14 protein-coding genes are annotated in these 15,586 nt (G+C 66.3%); 8 read left to right on the forward strand and 6 right to left on the reverse strand.

The genetic code is table 11. The features are described 5' to 3' along the window. Positions 1 to 59 precede the first annotated feature (59 nt). Entirely contained in the window at positions 60 to 896 is an 837-nt protein-coding gene (locus FHW81_RS01305; RefSeq protein WP_003106828.1) for an SDR family oxidoreductase, read from the forward strand. A 6-nt stretch (positions 897 to 902) separates the two neighbouring features. On the opposite strand, the gene FHW81_RS01310 is transcribed toward FHW81_RS01305, so the two are convergent. From FHW81_RS01310 to FHW81_RS01325, 4 genes are all read right to left on the reverse strand, one after another. After that, positions 903 to 1,337 carry a VOC family protein gene (locus FHW81_RS01310; protein ID WP_003106829.1) on the reverse strand — a complete coding sequence of 145 codons (435 nt, stop codon included), beginning with the start codon at positions 1,335 to 1,337 and terminating at the stop codon, positions 903 to 905. A 66-nt stretch (positions 1,338 to 1,403) separates the two neighbouring features. Beyond that, a complete protein-coding gene (locus tag FHW81_RS01315) occupies positions 1,404 to 2,060 on the reverse strand; it encodes a hypothetical protein (protein ID WP_003106831.1) in 657 nt (218 codons plus the stop codon). A gap of 83 nt (positions 2,061 to 2,143) precedes the next feature. Next, entirely contained in the window at positions 2,144 to 3,238 is a 1,095-nt protein-coding gene (gene sfnG / locus FHW81_RS01320) for a dimethylsulfone monooxygenase SfnG (RefSeq protein WP_003093107.1), read from the reverse strand. 157 nt (positions 3,239 to 3,395) lie between these two features. Beyond that, a complete protein-coding gene (locus FHW81_RS01325) occupies positions 3,396 to 3,977 on the reverse strand; it encodes a cysteine hydrolase family protein (RefSeq protein WP_003106834.1) in 582 nt (193 codons plus the stop codon). Positions 3,978 to 4,076: 99 nt separating this feature from the next. Between FHW81_RS01325 and FHW81_RS01330 the strand changes: the two genes are divergently transcribed. From FHW81_RS01330 to FHW81_RS01340, 3 genes are all read left to right on the forward strand, one after another. Further along, positions 4,077 to 4,793 carry a DUF2076 domain-containing protein gene (locus FHW81_RS01330; protein WP_009877017.1) on the forward strand — a complete coding sequence of 239 codons (717 nt, stop codon included), beginning with the start codon at positions 4,077 to 4,079 and terminating at the stop codon, positions 4,791 to 4,793. A 65-nt stretch (positions 4,794 to 4,858) separates the two neighbouring features. Further along, complete coding sequence (locus tag FHW81_RS01335; protein WP_003093104.1) at positions 4,859 to 5,362, forward strand: NYN domain-containing protein; 504 nt, start codon at positions 4,859 to 4,861, stop codon at positions 5,360 to 5,362. Positions 5,363 to 5,439: 77 nt separating this feature from the next. Beyond that, positions 5,440 to 6,789 carry a DEAD/DEAH box helicase gene (locus tag FHW81_RS01340; protein WP_019396680.1) on the forward strand — a complete coding sequence of 450 codons (1,350 nt, stop codon included), beginning with the start codon at positions 5,440 to 5,442 and terminating at the stop codon, positions 6,787 to 6,789. 22 nt (positions 6,790 to 6,811) lie between these two features. Here the strand turns inward: FHW81_RS01340 and FHW81_RS01345 are convergent, their stop codons facing one another. After that, on the reverse strand, positions 6,812 to 8,053 hold the full coding sequence (locus FHW81_RS01345) for a TIGR03862 family flavoprotein (RefSeq protein WP_106120605.1): 1,242 nt from the start codon (positions 8,051 to 8,053) through the stop codon (positions 6,812 to 6,814). 293 nt (positions 8,054 to 8,346) lie between these two features. Continuing rightward, a complete protein-coding gene (locus tag FHW81_RS01350) occupies positions 8,347 to 8,976 on the reverse strand; it encodes a response regulator transcription factor (RefSeq protein ID WP_003106011.1) in 630 nt (209 codons plus the stop codon). Positions 8,977 to 9,257: 281 nt separating this feature from the next. Between FHW81_RS01350 and rocR the strand changes: the two genes are divergently transcribed. The 4 genes from rocR to FHW81_RS01370 all read left to right on the forward strand — a co-directional run bounded on the left by rocR (position 9,258) and on the right by FHW81_RS01370 (position 15,586). Continuing rightward, positions 9,258 to 10,436 carry a two-component system response regulator cyclic di-GMP-specific phosphodiesterase RocR gene (rocR, locus tag FHW81_RS01355; protein ID WP_003106013.1) on the forward strand — a complete coding sequence of 393 codons (1,179 nt, stop codon included), beginning with the start codon at positions 9,258 to 9,260 and terminating at the stop codon, positions 10,434 to 10,436. A 101-nt stretch (positions 10,437 to 10,537) separates the two neighbouring features. After that, on the forward strand, positions 10,538 to 14,176 hold the full coding sequence (locus FHW81_RS01360) for a transporter substrate-binding domain-containing protein (protein WP_088171088.1): 3,639 nt from the start codon (positions 10,538 to 10,540) through the stop codon (positions 14,174 to 14,176). 214 nt (positions 14,177 to 14,390) lie between these two features. Further along, positions 14,391 to 14,981, forward strand: a complete 591-nt coding sequence (locus FHW81_RS01365) for a GNAT family N-acetyltransferase (protein ID WP_023096465.1) — start codon at positions 14,391 to 14,393, stop codon at positions 14,979 to 14,981. 26 nt (positions 14,982 to 15,007) lie between these two features. After that, the gene (locus FHW81_RS01370; RefSeq protein ID WP_003106018.1) at positions 15,008 to 15,586 is read left to right on the forward strand and encodes a GNAT family N-acetyltransferase; all 579 of its coding nucleotides are present in this window, start codon (positions 15,008 to 15,010) and stop codon (positions 15,584 to 15,586) included.

The following is a 15,586-nucleotide window of genomic DNA, read 5'->3' on the forward strand; positions in this document are numbered from 1 at the left end:
CACCCTTGCAGGTCGAATTGACGCAAGGGTTCGCGTTTTTTCGAGCGGGAGGGTACCGCATGCCGCGCAAGGTATTCAGCAGCCAGGCCTACCGCCACAAGGTGGTGCTGGTCAGCGGCGGCTGTTCCGGCATCGGTCGCGCGCTGGCGCTGCGTTTCGCCCGGGCCGGTGCGCGACTGGCGATCCTCGACCTCGACCAGGCGGCGCTGGACAGTTTGGTCCAGCACCTGCGCGACCATCTCGGCGGCGAGGCGCTCGGCCTGCGCTGCGACGTCGCCGACGCCGATGCGGTGGAGCGTGCCGTGGCGCTGGCGGTGGAGCGCTTCGGCGGCATCGACGTGCTGGTCAACAACGCCGGCATCACCCACCGCGGTACCTTCGCCGAAACCGGCCTGGGGGTTTTCCGCAAGGTCATGGCGGTGAACTTCTTCGGCGCCGTGCATTGCACCCGCGCGGCGCTGCCGAGCCTGCTCGAACGGCGCGGGCAGATCGTCGTGCTCGGTTCGCTGACCGGTTTCGCCCCGTTGCTCTACCGCAGCGCCTACAACGCCAGCAAGCATGCCTTGCACGGTCTGTTCGATACCCTGCGGATGGAGCTGGAAGGCACCGGCGTCAGCGTGACCCTGGCCTGCCCGGGATTCACCGCCACCGACCTGCGCAAGAACGCGCTGGTCGGCGATGGCTCGGTGACTCGCCAGCCGGTGCAAGTGCTGGGCAGCCAGGTGGCATCGCCGGTGGAGGTCGCCGAGGCGATCTTCCAGGGCGCCGCGCGGCGCCGGCGCCTGCTGGTGCTGTCCAACGTCAACTGGCGGGCGCGGCTGCTGGCGCGCTTCTTTCCGCGTCTCTTCGAAAAGCTGCTGGTGCCGCGCCTGTCGGGACTCAAGCCGCAACCCTGACGGTGCTCAGTGGGCGTGGTCGTGGGCGTCGAAGCCCTGGCTCATGTCCCAGTAGGAGGCCTCGACCTTGTGCCCGTCGAGGTCGCGGATGAAACACCCGTAGTAGGGCTCGCCGTACAGCGGACGCGGGCCCGGCGCGCCCTCGTCGCGTGCGCCGGCGGCCAGGGCCGCGGCGTGGAAGGCGTCGACCTGGGCCTTGCTGTCGGCGAAGAAGCCGACGTGGCTGCCGTTGCCGACGCTGGCGGGACGGCCGTCGATCGGCGCCTGCACCCAGAACTCCGGATAGAGCTTGCCGTAGGCTACGGCGCCGGGGTATTCGAGGATCACCTTGCAGCCGAGGGCGGCCATCACCGCGTCGTAGAAGGCTCGGGCACGGGGAAAGTCGTTGGTGCCGATGGACAGGTGGGAAATGCAGCTGGGGTTGGCCGATTCGTCGCTCATGGTCCGTTCCTCGAGGCAGGGCTCGTCAAGCATAGGCCAGCGCGGCGAATCGGCGCGCGGCGCCGTTCACATCCCGTTGCGTGGCGCCGGACCGAGGCTGTAGATGCGGAAGGCGACGATGGTCAACAGCAGCTGGAAGAACCCGCTGAGCGTATGCAGGGCGACCCGCAGCACGACGGCGTCGCCGGCCGAATCGGCGAGCCAGGCTTCCAGGCTCCAGACCGGCAGCAGGATCACCAGCGAACAGGCGAGGATCAGGAAGAATCGCCCACGGGTGAACTCGAAGCTTTCCCGCAGCGCCTGCAGCGGACTACGGCCGCGCAGCACCAGGCAGAATTCGGCGAAGGACAGCTTCACCATGACGAAGATGCCCGGCAGGATCAGCAGCGACAGGCCGAGCACGATCAGCAGCGAAGTCAGCGCCGCGAGTAGCGCGAAGGCTGGCCACAGGCGCAGCGCGGCGCTCCACAGCTGGCCGACGCGAGGCCGCTCGTCGCGCCCGCGCGCGTCCATGAACAGGATCAGGGCTGCGGTGTAGAGCGGGTAGAAGAGCAGTCCGGCGACCAGGCTCCAGGCGCCCATCTGCTGGGGGCCGACGGCTTCGTCGATCTGCTGCTGGAGCAGGCTTTCGAGGAATATCCAGGGCAGGCAGAGCGGCACCAGGGTGGTCAGGTGGCGGGTGAAGAAGAACCAGGCGTCACGCAGCGGCAGCAGAGGATTCATCGCGGGTCGGCAGATCGGATACGAGCCCGCGACTCTAACCCAGCCGGCCGCCGAGGCCAACGCCTGGCGGCCGCCGTTGCCGTTCAGGCCGCTTCGCGAGCCTGGGCCTGCTCCAGTTCGCGGACCAGCGGCAACACGTGCTTGCCGAAATACTCCACTTCTTCGTGGAAGTGCAGGAAGGCCGACAGCACCAGGTCGACCCCGGCCGCCTTCAGCGCGACGATGCGCTCGGCGATCTGCCGTGGCGTGCCGATCAGGTTGGTCTTGAAGCCGTCGTTGTATTGCACCAGGTCTTCGAAGGTGGATTTGGCCCAGTTGCCATCGCCCTCCGGCGAGGCCTTGCCGGCCTGTTTCACCGCGTCGCCGAAGGCGTTCACCGCCTCGTAGTCGGCCTTGGCGATGATCTCGTCGAGCACCGCCCGCGCTTCCTCCTCGGTGTCGCGGGCAATGATGAAGGCGTTCACTCCGACCTTGACCGAATGGCCGTTGGCCGCCGCCTTGGCGCGGATGTCCTCGACCTGGGCGCGGATGCCGTCGATGCTGTTGCCGTTGGTGAAGTACCAGTCGGACACGCGCGAGGCCATGTCCCGCGCCGCCCGCGAGCTGCCGCCCTGGAAGATTTCCGGGTGCGGCTGCTGGATCGGCTTGGGTTTCAGGGTGTAGTCGTGGAAACGATAGAAATCGCCCTTGAAGGTGAAGTTTTCCTCGGTCCAGATGCCTTTCAGCACGCGGATGAACTCCTCGGAGCGCCGATAGCGTTCGTCGTGCTCCAGCCAGGGTTCGCCGATGCCGGTGAACTCTCCCTTGAACCAGCCGCTGACGATGTTCACCGCGACCCGGCCATTGGTCAGTTGGTCGATCGTCGCCAGTTGCTTGGCCACCACCGCCGGATGCCAGGGGCCAGGCAGGATCGCCGCGATCACCTTGAGCTTCTCGGTGGCCGCCAGCAGGGCGTGGCTGATGGCCACCGACTCGTGCTGGTACTCGGCGCCGTAGCCGGCGGTGAAGCGAATCTGCGAGAGGGCGTAGTCGAAGCCGTTGCGTTCCGCCAACTGGGCCAGCTTGCGGTTGTAGTCGATGTCCCAGCTGGTGCGTTGCTCGATCTTGCTCACCACCAGGCCGCCGCTGACGTTGGGGACCCAGTAGGCGAAGCGGATCGGCTGTTGCTCTTGGCTCATCGGGGGTATCTCCGGGTAGGGGCGTGGTCCGGTGTCTATGAAGGAACCGTGCCATCCCGGATTCATGTTTTCGAATCAATGGCTTATGGGGGATATGGCGGAACCGGCCTGTCTTCTGCCGGACAGCCCTGTTGTCCCGCTGTTGCCCGGCAGACAGTCAGGCCGGCAAGCGCTGCAACAGTTCGGCGGCGCGCAGTACCACGGCGTACTCGCCGTGCAGGTTGGCCAACGCCATCGCATGCACCTCGTCGGCGCTGCGCGGGGTGCCGTGGAAATCGGGCTTGGCGAAGGTGAAGCAGGCGTCGGCCACTACCCAGGTCTGGAAGCCGAGGTTGCCGGCGCTGCGTGCGCTGGCTTCCACCGAGTTCTCCGTGGCTACCCCGACGAGCGCCACCTGGCGGATGTCGCGGACATGGAGCCAGCGTTGCAGGCCGCTGTTGATGAAGGCGTCGGGAACGTTCTTCTCGAACACCGCCTCGTCGTCGCGCGGCGCCAGCGCTGGCTGGAACTCCACGCCAGGCTGGCCGGGCGCGAAGGGCGAGCCGGGCTGCCGGGATACGTGCCGGACGTGCACCACCGGCCAGCCGGCGGCGCGCCAGGCGGCAAGCAGTTCGACGATGCGCGCCTCGGCGCCGGGATTGTTGCGCGGCGGCAGGTCGTGGCGCTGCATGCCGCGTTGCAGGTCGACGATCAGCAGGGCGACCTGGGACCGTGCGGAGCGCTGGGCATCGTCATTCATCGGGAATTCACCGGAGGAACTTGAGATCGTGCAGGGTGCTCCAATATTTCCCTTTGGTGCAATCCATCCTTCCTTCTCGAAATGCAGTCGAGGCGTGCGATGAAATCCGATGAGAAAACCCTGATCGACGGCCTGTTCAGCCGCCTGCGCGAGGCCGAGGGGCAGTCCGCTCCGCGTGACGCCGAGGCCGAGGCGCAGATCAACCAGCACCTGGTGCGGCAGCCGGCGGCGCCGTACTACATGGCGCAGGTGGTGCTGATCCAGGAAGCCGCGCTGAAGCGCCTCGACCAACGGGTGAAGGAGCTCGAGGCGCAGGTCGCCCAGTTGCAGCAGAGCCGTCCGAGCAGCGGCGGCTTCCTCTCCGGCCTGTTCGGCGGCGGCGCGCGCGACGAGCCGGCGCCGAGCCAATCGGGGCGCCCGGCGGGCTGGGGCGAGACGCGTTTCTCCAATCCGGCGGCGGCGGCCGGCGACATGCGTCCGGGTATGGCGCCCGCCGCGGCGGCCGCGCCTTCGCGGGCCAGCGGCTTTCTCGGCGGTGCGCTGCAGACGGCCGCTGGGGTCGCTGGCGGGATGCTGGTGGCCGACCTGCTCACCGGCATGTTCCGCCACAGCCAGCCGCAGGAAATCGTCGAGGTGATCCAGGACGTCCCGGTGGATAACCTCGACGCCAGCCAGTTTGCCGATCCCGAGCCGGCGCCCGAGCGCTTCGCCGATAGCGACTATCCCGCCGACGGCGGTTTCGCCGATGGCGATTTCAGCGACAGCGACTTCAACGACGACTCCAGCTTCCTCGGCGACGACGATTTGTTCACCTGACCGTTAGGGTTGCGGGCCGTGGGCTGCGATAATGGTGGCCCACTGCCGTCGTTCCGGAGTTCCCCTTGAGTCGTCCCGAGTCGCCCGCGGCGAAGAAGATCGCTGTCTTCGCCGATGTGCAGAACCTCTACTACACCGTGCGCCAGGCCTACGGCTGCCATCTCAACTACGCCGCCCTGTGGGCAGACATCGCTCGCGGCGGGAGCATCGTCGAGGCCTATGCCTACGCCATCGACCGCGGCGACCCGCGTCAGCAGCAGTTCCAGCAGATTCTGCGCAACCTCGGTTTCACGGTGAAGCTGAAGCCCTACATCCAGCGTGCCGACGGCTCGGCCAAGGGTGACTGGGATGTCGGCATCACCATCGACGTACTGGATGCCGCGCCGCGGGTGGACGAAGTGGTGCTGCTGTCCGGTGACGGCGACTTCGATCTGCTGCTGGAGAAGGTCATCCGCGCCCACGGCGTCGTGGCTACGGCCTACGGGGTGCCTGGCCTGACCGCCAACGCGCTGATCCGCGCAGCGTCGCGCTACGTGCCGATCGAGGGCGGACTGCTGCTCAAGGGCTGACCGGCCGCGCGCCAGAGGACGATGGGAGACGGCGAATCCGCTAGAATGCCGTCCGTTTCCTTTTTTCCGAGCCGCTCATGACGTTCGCTTCCCTCGGTCTGCTCGACCCCCTGCTCAAGGCCCTCGAAGGGCTCGGCCACGGCACGCCTACGCCGATCCAGGCCCAGGCCATACCTCCGGCGCTCAAGGGCCGCGACCTGCTCGCCGCAGCACAGACTGGCACCGGCAAGACCGCCGGTTTCGCCCTGCCGTTGCTGCAGCGGCTGACCCTGGAGGGGCCGCAGGTCGCTGCCAACTCGGTGCGCGCACTGGTCCTGGTTCCGACCCGCGAACTGGCCGAGCAGGTCCATGCCAGTATTCGCGACTACGGCCAGCACCTGCCGCTGCGTACCGCGGTGGCCTACGGTGGGGTCAGCATCAACCCGCAGATGATGAAGCTGCGCAAGGGGGTGGATATCCTCGTCGCCACTCCCGGGCGGCTGCTCGACCTGTATCGGCAGAACGCGGTGAAGTTCGCCCAGCTCCAGGCGCTGGTGCTGGACGAAGCCGATCGCATGCTCGACCTCGGTTTCGCCCGCGAGCTGGACGAGCTGTTCGCCGCGCTGCCGCGCAAGCGCCAGACCCTGCTGTTTTCCGCGACCTTCTCCGACGCCATCCGCACGCTGGCCCGTGAACTGCTGCGCGACCCGCTGTCCATCGAGGTCAGTCCGCGCAATACCGCGGCGAAGAGCGTCAGGCAATGGCTGGTGCCGGTGGACAAGAAGCGCAAGGCCGAGCTGTTCTGCCACCTGTTGCAGGCCAATCGCTGGCGCCAGGCGCTGGTCTTCGCCAAGACCCGCAAGAGCGTCGAGGAACTGGTCGGACTGTTGCAGCGGCAGGGTATCGCCGCCGACTCGATCCATGGCGACAAGCCGCAGCCGGCGCGGCTGCGCGCCTTGCAGCGGTTCAAGGCCGGCGAGGTAGACCTGCTGGTAGCCACCGACGTGGCCGCGCGTGGCCTGGATATCGAGGAAATGCCGCTGGTGGTCAACTTCGACCTGCCGATCGTCGCCGAGGACTACGTGCATCGCATCGGCCGTACCGGCCGTGCCGGTGCCTCCGGCCAGGCGGTGTCGCTGGTCTGCGCCGACGAAGTGGAGCTGCTGGCGGCGATCGAGACACTGATCGGGCAGACCCTGCAGCGCCGCGAGGAGCCCGACTTCGCGCCGGAGCACCGGGTGCCGCAGACCGCACCGGGCGGCGTGGTGCTGAAGAAACCGAAGAAGCCGAAGAAACCCAAGGCCGCGGAGAGCGCCGGCAAGCCCGGCAAGATCCACTTGGGCAGTTGGTTCGACAGCAGCGCGCCGACGGTCAAGGCGGTGCGCAAGGCGCCGGGCTTCGGCGCGGGCGCGGCGGGCAAGCCGAAGAAGCGGCCATCCGGCAAATAGCGAGGCGCTGGCGTACTGGCCTCTAGCCCCTGCCGCGCAACCAGGCCAGCGCGCCGAGTCCGGCTAAGCGCCCGCTGGCGAAGCAGGCGGTCAACAGGTAGCCGCCGGTGGGCGCCTCCCAGTCGAGCATTTCCCCGGCGCAGAACACACCGGGCAGGCCAGCGAGCATCAGGTTGCGGTCGAGCGCCTCGAAGCGCACGCCGCCGGCGCTGCTGATCGCTTCGTCCAGCGGACGCGGGCGCAGCAGCGTCAGCGGCAGGCGCTTGATCGCCGCCGCCAGGCGGGCCGGCTCGGTATAGGTGGCGGCGGGGGTGAGTTCACGCAGGAGGCCGGCCCGAACCCCATCGATGCCCAACTGGCTGCGCAGGTGATTGGCCATCGACCTGGAACCGCGCGGGCGAGCCAGGGCTGCCTCGATCTGCTCGCGACGCCTGTTCGGCAACAGGTCCAGCCATACTTCGGCCGAGCCCCGTGCCTCGATCCGTTCGCGGATGGCGGCGGAGAGGGCATAGACCAGGCTGCCCTCGATACCGTCGCGGGTCACGACGAATTCGCCCTGGCGCGGCGTTTCGCCCGCCAGTCCCATGGCCACCGGTTTGACCGGAGCGCCGGAGAACTTGTCGCGAAACAGCTCGCTCCAGCCGTCGATCTCGAAACCGCAATTGCTTGGCCGCAGGGGCTCGACCTCGATGCCACGGGCGCGCAGCAGGGGCACCCAGGCGCCGTCGGAGCCCAGGCGCTGCCAACTGCCGCCACCGAGCGCCAGGATCACGGCGTCGGCGCGTATCGACAGGCGCTCGGCGGCGCTCTGGATGTCCAGCGTACCGTCCGCGTTCCAGCCCAGCCAACGGCAGCGGGTGTGGATGAGCACGCCTTGCTCGCGCAGGCGCTTGAGCCAGGCACGGAGCAACGGCGCGGCCTTCATGTCGGAGGGGAACACCCGGCCGGAACTGCCGACGAAGGTGTCGATACCCAGGCCGTGGATCCAGGCGCGCAACGCATCCGCGTCGAATTCGCCGAGCAGTGCGGCGATTTCCTTCTGGCGCCTGCCATAGCGGCCGAGGAATTGTTCCCTGGCCTCGGCATGGGTGATGTTCATGCCGCCGACGCCCGCGAGGAGGAATTTCCGGCCGACCGAGGGCATGGCGTCGAACACTTCCGTGCGTACGCCCGCCTGGCTCAGGACCTCCGCGGCCATCAGGCCTGCGGGACCGCCGCCGACGATGGCGACCTGGGGGGAAGGGGAGGATGCTTGACTGGGCATGTGGACGACGAGCGAGACCTGGGGAAACCGGCGTGCAGTGTAACCGAGGCGAAGACCGCCTCCGAGCCTTGTCGATGCCACCTGGTCCGCTCGCCGTGCGCCTGGTCAGGAACTGATCAACCGTCGCAAGGCCAGGCACGATGCGCTGCGCGAAGCGTTTTTCGCACCTTATCCACAGGCGGTTCCACACGCTTTGTGGAAATCCGCCGACGCTCGTCGCGTGGCAGGAACGGCTTCCGGTCGCGCTTGCCCGAAGGTGCCCTAGGCCTTGGCTTCGACAGCCAAGCGCCAGGTCAGTGGATCAGCGAATTGCGCTTGGCGAACTCTGCGAGGTCGACCAGCGAACCCAGGCCGAGCTTCTGCAGCAGGCGGGTCTTGTAGGTGCTGACGGTCTTGTTGCTGAGGAACAGCTTCTCGCCGATGGCCTTGTTCGAATAGCCCATGGCGAGATGCTGGAGGACGATCATCTCGCGGTCGGAGAGCAGGCCGATAAGCTCGCTTTCGGAAATGCGTTCCGGCGGGGTGCCGAGGGTATCGAACGTGAGCGAAGGAAAGAACGTGTAGCCAGCGGTCACCGCGTTCAGGGCGTTGATCAGGTTGTTCAGGTCTTCTTCCTTGTTGACGAACCCACGGGCACCGACCTGGATGCAGCGCTTGCAGAACGCCTCTGCGGATTGCGAAGTGAGTACCAGCACCTGGCTACGCAGTCCCAGGGACTTGATCCGCGAGATCACGGTCAGGCCATCGAGTTTGGGAATGCCGATGTCGAGAATCACCACGTCCGGTTCGTGCTCCCGGACCAACTGGATGGCATCCACGCCATTGTCCGTCTCGGCGACCACCTGCAGACCATGCTTTTCCAGCAGGACGCGCACGGCGAGACGGATGACGGGGTGGTCGTCGACGATCAGGACGGTATGCATAAATTCGATTTACCTTGAGGGACCGGGACAGGGTCGGGATTCGATTTCCCGGGCGCTGCCGCCGGTGGTCATCCATGTTGGGCGCTAGGCCGAGATCGCCGTCCAGAATAGCCTGTTAAGGCGGGGCGACTCGGTTTTTCATGTGGAACCATGCTAATCCAACCGAACCTCCAAATCAGTAGGAAAATTCCCACAAAACATGGGGACTTGTCCCATAGGTCTAGTAAGGGAAACACAGCAGTATATCGCCGGTATTTCCTGGAAACCCTGTGTGGACCGTGATGAATGATTTGAATGTTCTGGTGTTGGAGGATGAGCCTTTTCAGCGCCTGGTAGCCGTCACAGCCCTGAAGAAAGTGGTGCCCGGATCGATCCTCGAGGCGGCGGACGGCAAGGAGGCGGTGGCGATCCTGGAGTCCTGCGGACACGTCGACATCGCCATCTGCGACCTGCAGATGAGCGGCATGGACGGCCTGGCGTTCCTTCGCCACGCAAGCCTGAGCGGCAAGGTCCATTCGGTGATCCTCAGCAGCGAGGTGGATCCCATCCTGCGCCAGGCCACCATTTCGATGATCGAGTGCCTGGGCCTCAATTTTCTCGGCGACCTCGGCAAGCCATTCAGCCTGGAGCGGATCACCGCCCTGTTGACCCGCTACAACGCTCGTCGCCAGGACCTGCCGCGACAGATCGAAGTCGCCGAGCTGCCCTCCGTGGCGGACGTGGTGCGCGGCCTCGACAACGGCGAGTTCGAAGCCTACTACCAGCCCAAGGTGGCCCTGGATGGCGGCGGCCTGATCGGCGCCGAGGTCCTGGCACGCTGGAACCACCCGCATCTCGGCGTATTGCCGCCGTCGCATTTCCTCTATGTGATGGAAACCTACAACCTGGTCGACAAGCTGTTCTGGCAACTGTTCAGCCAGGGGCTGGCGACGCGCAGGAAGCTGGCGCAGTTGGGGCAGCCGATCAACCTGGCGTTCAACGTCCATCCTTCGCAACTGGGTTCGCGTGCCCTGGCCGAGAACATCTCGGCGTTGCTGACCGAGTTCCACCTCCCGCCCAGTTCGGTGATGTTCGAGATCACCGAGACCGGGTTGATCAGCGCTCCTGCCAGCAGCCTGGAGAACCTCGTGCGTCTGCGGATCATGGGCTGCGGCCTGGCGATGGACGATTTCGGCGCCGGCTATTCGTCCCTCGACCGGCTCTGCGAGTTTCCCTTCAGCCAGATCAAGCTGGACAGAACCTTCGTCCAGAAGATGAAGACCCAGCCCAGGAGTTGCGCCGTCATCAGCAGTGTCGTGGCGTTGGCGCAGGCGCTGGGAATTTCCCTGGTGGTGGAAGGGGTGGAGAGCGACGAACAACGGGTACGCCTGATCGAACTCGGTTGCTCCATAGCCCAGGGCTACCTGTTCGCCCGGCCGATGCCGGAACAGCACTTTCTCGACTATTGCTCCGGATCCTGACGCCGCCGCCCTGGCCTCGGCTGCCTCTAGCCGAACGCCGGGCCTCGCGCCGGACGCGTTTCCTTTCCATACAACTGCCGGCCCTGCCGCACAGACCTTTCATGCGATCAAAACTATTCCTGCTGTTCTTCTGCCTGCTGCTGTCGGGCGGACGCCTGTTCGCCGTCGAAGCGCATCCGTCCCTGACGCTGTTCAGCCAGTTGCGCATCGAGCACGAGGACATGGCGATCGCCGAGGACGACTGGGCCTGGCTGCGCCACAAGGGTCACCTGAGGCTCGGCGCGGCGCTGGACGAGACCTCGCCCTTCAACGTCCGGCTCGACGACGAGAACTACGAAGGCATAACGGCGGACGTCGCCACGCTGGTCGGGCAGTTGCTCGGCATGCGCATCAAGGTCGTGAGCTTCGATACCCATGCGGATGCCGTGGCGGCGCTCGCTGCCGGAAAGATCGACCTGCTTGGCAGCCATTACAGCTCGGCGGGTGATTCCTCCCTGGTGCTCAGCCAACCCTATGCCCGTGATCGATTGGCGGTGTTCAAGCGGATGGGGGAAAAGCGCAACTCGCCGGAGGATCTCGCCGGACTCAGCGTGGCGGTGGCCCGGGAGCATGTCGGGGAATTGCGCCAGCGTTTCCCGCGGGCGCGTTTCGTGGTCTTCGGCAGCCATGACGAGGCCGTTGCCGCGGTGGCTTTCGGACATACCGACCTGTATCTCGACGATGTGCTCAGCGCCTACCACCGGATCAATCGGTCCTATTACGGCTACGTGAGGTTCGAGCGGTTTGCCGATGCCCGCCTGGAAGGGGGCTACGGCTTCCTCCTTCGTCGCGGCGACACGAACCTGTTGCGCGTCGTCAACTCGGCCATCGGCGCGATCAACCAGGACCGTCTCGAAAGCATCGCCAGGCGCTGGGTCGGCAGCGGTTCCCTGCCAACGGGCCAGCGTATCGCGCTGACGCCGCAGGAGAGTCGCTGGATCGCTCGCCACCCGGTGGTGCGGTTGGTCATCAACGACGACCTGGCGCCGCTGGCCTTCTTCAATTCCGACGAGACCTTCTCGGGCATCGCCTCCGACCTGCTGGACATGATTTCCCGCCGCACCGGCCTGCATTTCCAGGTCACGCCTCGCAGTGGGGGCTTCCCCGAGCAGATCGGCGTATTGGCCAGGAAGGAGGCGGACCTGGCGATCATGAGCCGCAGCAGCAAGCGCGAGGAAATGCTGCGTTTCACCCGCTCGTTCCTGTCCACCTCGTACGTCCTCGTCACCCGGGCGGACGACAAGGGACGCGCGGAGAGCCCCGGGAGCCTCGACGGCAAGCGCATAGCGATTCCCGCCGGCCATGTGGGCATGCAACAGGTGCGCGAGCGCTATCCGCAGGCCTCGATGGTGGAGGTCGGCGTCGCGCTGGATGCCATGAACCTGGTCTACGAAGGACGGGCCGACGCGGCGGTGGTGCCGCTGGTCACCGCTCGCTACTACATCGTCCGGTTGTTCCGCGAGAGGCTGGCGATCGCCGACCTGGTTCCCATCGGTGCGGCCACCGCCCACTTCGCCGTTCGCCGAGGCGACGCCGAACTCCAGTCGATTCTCGACAAGGCCTTGCTGAGCATCTCGCCGGACGACCTGAGCGATATCGTCAATCGCTGGCGCTCGCCGCCGGGAATGAGCGGCCAGACCTGGGTCGACTACATCCTGGTGATCACCGAGATCCTGGCGATCGCAGCGGCCTTGCTGCTGCTCTGCCTGGGCTGGGTCACTTATCAGCGCCGGCAGATCAGGGTGCGCGCGCGGGTCGAACAGGCGCTCAGCGACCAGTTGCGGTTCGTCGAGGCCCTGACCGACTGCATGCCTCCGCCGCTGTATGTGCGCGATGTCAACGGACGGATGCTGTCCTGCAACCGCAGCTACCTGCAGAGCGTCGGCTTGAGTTCCGAGGAGGTGATGAACCGCACCGTGCTCGAACTGCCCATGGAAAACTTCGAGACCGCTCCGGAGTTCCATCGCAGCTACCTGATGGCCATGCGCGAGGGCAGGACCATCGAGGCGGTCTACCCGGTGGCGCTGGGCGGTCGGGAGTGCTGGATCGACCACTGGATCCAGCCGTTCCGCGATTCCAGCGGGACCATCCGCGGTGTCATCTGTGGCTGGCTGGACATCACCGAGCACCGCCAGTTGATCGATGAGCTGGAAGAGGCAAAGAATCTGGCCGACGAAGCGAGCCGGGCCAAGACCACCTTCCTGGCGACCATGAGCCACGAGATCCGCACGCCGATGAACGCGGTGATCGGTATCCTCGAACTGGCGCTCAAGCGTGCCGAGACCGGTCGGGTGGACCGTTCCAGCATCGAGATCGCCTATGCCTCGGCGAAGAGCCTGCTGGAGCTGATCGGCGATATTCTCGACATCGCCCGCATCGAGTCAGGTCGCCTCAGCCTGTCGCCGAAACGGGCCAACCTGCGCGAGCTGGTGGAATCGGTGGCACGGGTATTCGAAGGCCTGGCCCGGCAAAAGCGCCTGAGCCTGGTGCTGGAGATCGATTCGAGCATCAACGGCGACGTACTGCTGGATGCCATGCGCTTCAAGCAGATCCTCTCCAACCTGGTCAGCAACGCGATCAAGTTCACCGACGAGGGCTCGATCCGCATCCGCATCGATGGCCGCCAGGTGGAGCCGTCGCTGTTGCAGGTCAATCTCTGTGTGGAAGACACCGGCATCGGTATTTCCCTGGGCGACCAGCAGCAGTTGTTCCGGCCTTTCGCCCAGGTCAACCGCAACCTGCAGAACACCGAGGGCACCGGGCTCGGCCTAGTGATCTCGCGCTCGCTGTGCGAAATGATGGGAGGGCGCCTGGTGATGAGCAGCGAGCTGGGGCAGGGTACGCGGATCGACGTCGAGCTGCGCCTGCAGGTGCTGGAACCGATCGTCGAGAACGTGCGGGCGATCCCGCTCGGCAGTCGCCAGGCGCGGCGGTTGCAGGTGCTGGTGGTGGACGATCATGCGGTCAACCGGCAGATCCTCCATCAACAGCTGAGCTTCCTCGGTCATGACGTGGAGGAAGCGGAGAACGGCCTGAGCGCTCTCAACCTGTGGCATGGGCAACCGTTCGACATGGTCATCACCGACTGCCACATGCCGCTGATGAGCGGCTCCGACCTTGCCCGCTCGATCCGCCAGGAGGAGCGCGAGAATGGCGAGGAGCCGGTGGTCATCATCGGCCTCACCGCGGACGCCCAGCCGGAGGAGATCGAGCGCTGCATCCAGGCTGGAATGAACGAGTGCCTGATCAAGCCCATCGGCCTCGATGTCCTCGAGGAGCGCCTGCTGGCCCTGGGCTTCGCCGCCGACGAGCTGCCCGTCACCATCGATGCCGAACCCGTCGCCATACCGACGGCCCCCCGTCTCTACGACCTGGATTCCCTGCATGCGCTGACCGGCGGCGAGCCGACGATGCTCAGGCGGCTGCTCGACGAACTGCTGACCAGCAACCGCAAGGACCTGGAGACCCTCGAGGGACTGGTGCAACGCCAGGAGACCGGCGAACTGGCCGAGCTGGCGCATCGGATCAAGGGCGCGGCGAGGGTGGTGCGTGGCGAGCAACTGGTGGAAAGCTGCCGGCGCCTCGAGGATGCCTGCCTCAGCCCGAACGCCTCGTTCGCCTGGGTGGAAGAGTGCGCCGTTGGGGTGAAACTGGCGATCCTCGCCCTGGACGAAAGCCTGGTGGAAGAGTGCACGGATTGACGCGGCCCGCGCCCGTTGCCCGGGCGGTAAACCAATCGTCATCGCTTTGCCCGAGGATCGGGCATGTCCAGGCGCGGAAAAGACTACACTCCGGTTGGGGAGCCTTTTCCGCGGAGCCTGACCAAAGATCGGAATACCGCCCTCGCGGGCACCCCAGCCGATTCCTGCGGTCAGATAGTCCTTCTGGGGTGCGTTGAACGAAAGGAACCAAGCGATGGCCGACCTGACCAGCCTGAGCATCGAGCATCTTCGCTCGCCACGGCTGTATACCCACCGTCTGATCCTGCGGCCCTGGCTGGTGCAGGACCGGGCCAGGTTCGCCGAGCTGAATGCCGATCCACTGGTGATGGAGTTCTTTCCGTCCTGCCTGGATCGTGCCCAGAGCGACGCGTTGCTGCGCCGCATCGACGCGCACTTCGCCGAGCACGGTTTTGGCTGGTGGGCGCTGCAGGTCAAGGGCGGCGATCCTTTCATCGGCTACGTGGGGCTGGAGGTCGTGGACTTCGATGCGCCCTTCGTACCCGCGGTGGCCATCGGCTGGCGTCTCGCCGCCGAGTATTGGGCGGAGGGCTTCGCCCACGAGGCGGCCGAGGCGGCGCTGAGCTACGCCTTCGATACCCTTGGCCTGGACCAGGTGGTGGCTTTCACCGTACCGGCCAACGAGAACTCCCTGGGGCTGATGGAGCGCCTGGGGATGCATCGCGATCCCACCGACGACTTCGAGCATCCCGACCTGCCTCCCGGCCACCGCTTGCGGCATCATGTGCTGTACCGGTTGACGCGCGAGGACTGGCTTCGCAGATGAGTCGGCCGTTTCCGAAAAGGCCTCCCATGAACGCGAACCTTCCCCCTTCCGCCATTTCCGAACTGCATGGCCCGCGCCTGCTGCTGCGCGCCTGGCGCGACAGCGACCGCGAGGCGTTCGCCGAGATGTGCGCCGACCCGCAGGTAATGGAATTCTTCCCCAGTGTGCTCGACCGCGCGCAGAGCGACGCCTTGGTCGATCGCGTCCAGGCGCATTTTGCCGAGCGTGGCTACGGGCCCTGGGCCCTGGAGCTACCGGGCGAGGCGGCGTTCATCGGATTCACCGGCCTGTTCGACGTGACCATGGACGTGCACTTCGCCCCGACCGTGGAGATCGGCTGGCGCCTGGCGCCCGCCTACTGGGGCCGTGGACTCGCCCGCGAAGCGGCGGAAACCGCCTTGGACTTCGCCTTCGAGCGGCTGCGCCTGCCCGAGGTGGTGGCCTTCACCACGCCGCCCAACCGCCGCTCCTGGGGCTTGATGGAGCGCCTGGGCATGCGTCGCGATCCGGCCGAGGATTTCGACCACCCACTCCTGGCAGCGGATCACCCGATGCGCCGGCATATCCTCTATCGCGTCGACGCGGCCCGCTGGGCGGAGCGGTGA

It is taken from the genome of Pseudomonas sp. RC10-4-2 (assembly GCF_050433085.1).
Taxonomy (GTDB): Bacteria; Pseudomonadota; Gammaproteobacteria; order Pseudomonadales; family Pseudomonadaceae; genus Pseudomonas; species Pseudomonas aeruginosa.

What these genes read in the sequence shown, in the direction of transcription:
- FHW81_RS01345 (WP_106120605.1), bottom strand. Translation starts at nt 8,053, where the DNA reads ATGCCCAGTCAAGCATCCTCCCCTTCCCCCCAGGTCGCCATCGTCGGC.
- FHW81_RS01340 (WP_019396680.1), top strand. Translation starts at nt 5,440, where the DNA reads ATGACGTTCGCTTCCCTCGGTCTGCTCGACCCCCTGCTCAAGGCCCTC.
- FHW81_RS01315 (WP_003106831.1), bottom strand. Translation starts at nt 2,060, where the DNA reads ATGAATCCTCTGCTGCCGCTGCGTGACGCCTGGTTCTTCTTCACCCGC.
- FHW81_RS01370 (WP_003106018.1), top strand. Translation starts at nt 15,008, where the DNA reads ATGAACGCGAACCTTCCCCCTTCCGCCATTTCCGAACTGCATGGCCCG.
- FHW81_RS01325 (WP_003106834.1), bottom strand. Translation starts at nt 3,977, where the DNA reads ATGAATGACGATGCCCAGCGCTCCGCACGGTCCCAGGTCGCCCTGCTG.
- rocR (WP_003106013.1), top strand. Translation starts at nt 9,258, where the DNA reads ATGAATGATTTGAATGTTCTGGTGTTGGAGGATGAGCCTTTTCAGCGC.
- FHW81_RS01305 (WP_003106828.1), top strand. Translation starts at nt 60, where the DNA reads ATGCCGCGCAAGGTATTCAGCAGCCAGGCCTACCGCCACAAGGTGGTG.
- sfnG (WP_003093107.1), bottom strand. Translation starts at nt 3,238, where the DNA reads ATGAGCCAAGAGCAACAGCCGATCCGCTTCGCCTACTGGGTCCCCAAC.
- FHW81_RS01365 (WP_023096465.1), top strand. Translation starts at nt 14,391, where the DNA reads ATGGCCGACCTGACCAGCCTGAGCATCGAGCATCTTCGCTCGCCACGG.
- FHW81_RS01310 (WP_003106829.1), bottom strand. Translation starts at nt 1,337, where the DNA reads ATGAGCGACGAATCGGCCAACCCCAGCTGCATTTCCCACCTGTCCATC.
- FHW81_RS01350 (WP_003106011.1), bottom strand. Translation starts at nt 8,976, where the DNA reads ATGCATACCGTCCTGATCGTCGACGACCACCCCGTCATCCGTCTCGCC.
- FHW81_RS01330 (WP_009877017.1), top strand. Translation starts at nt 4,077, where the DNA reads ATGAAATCCGATGAGAAAACCCTGATCGACGGCCTGTTCAGCCGCCTG.
- FHW81_RS01360 (WP_088171088.1), top strand. Translation starts at nt 10,538, where the DNA reads ATGCGATCAAAACTATTCCTGCTGTTCTTCTGCCTGCTGCTGTCGGGC.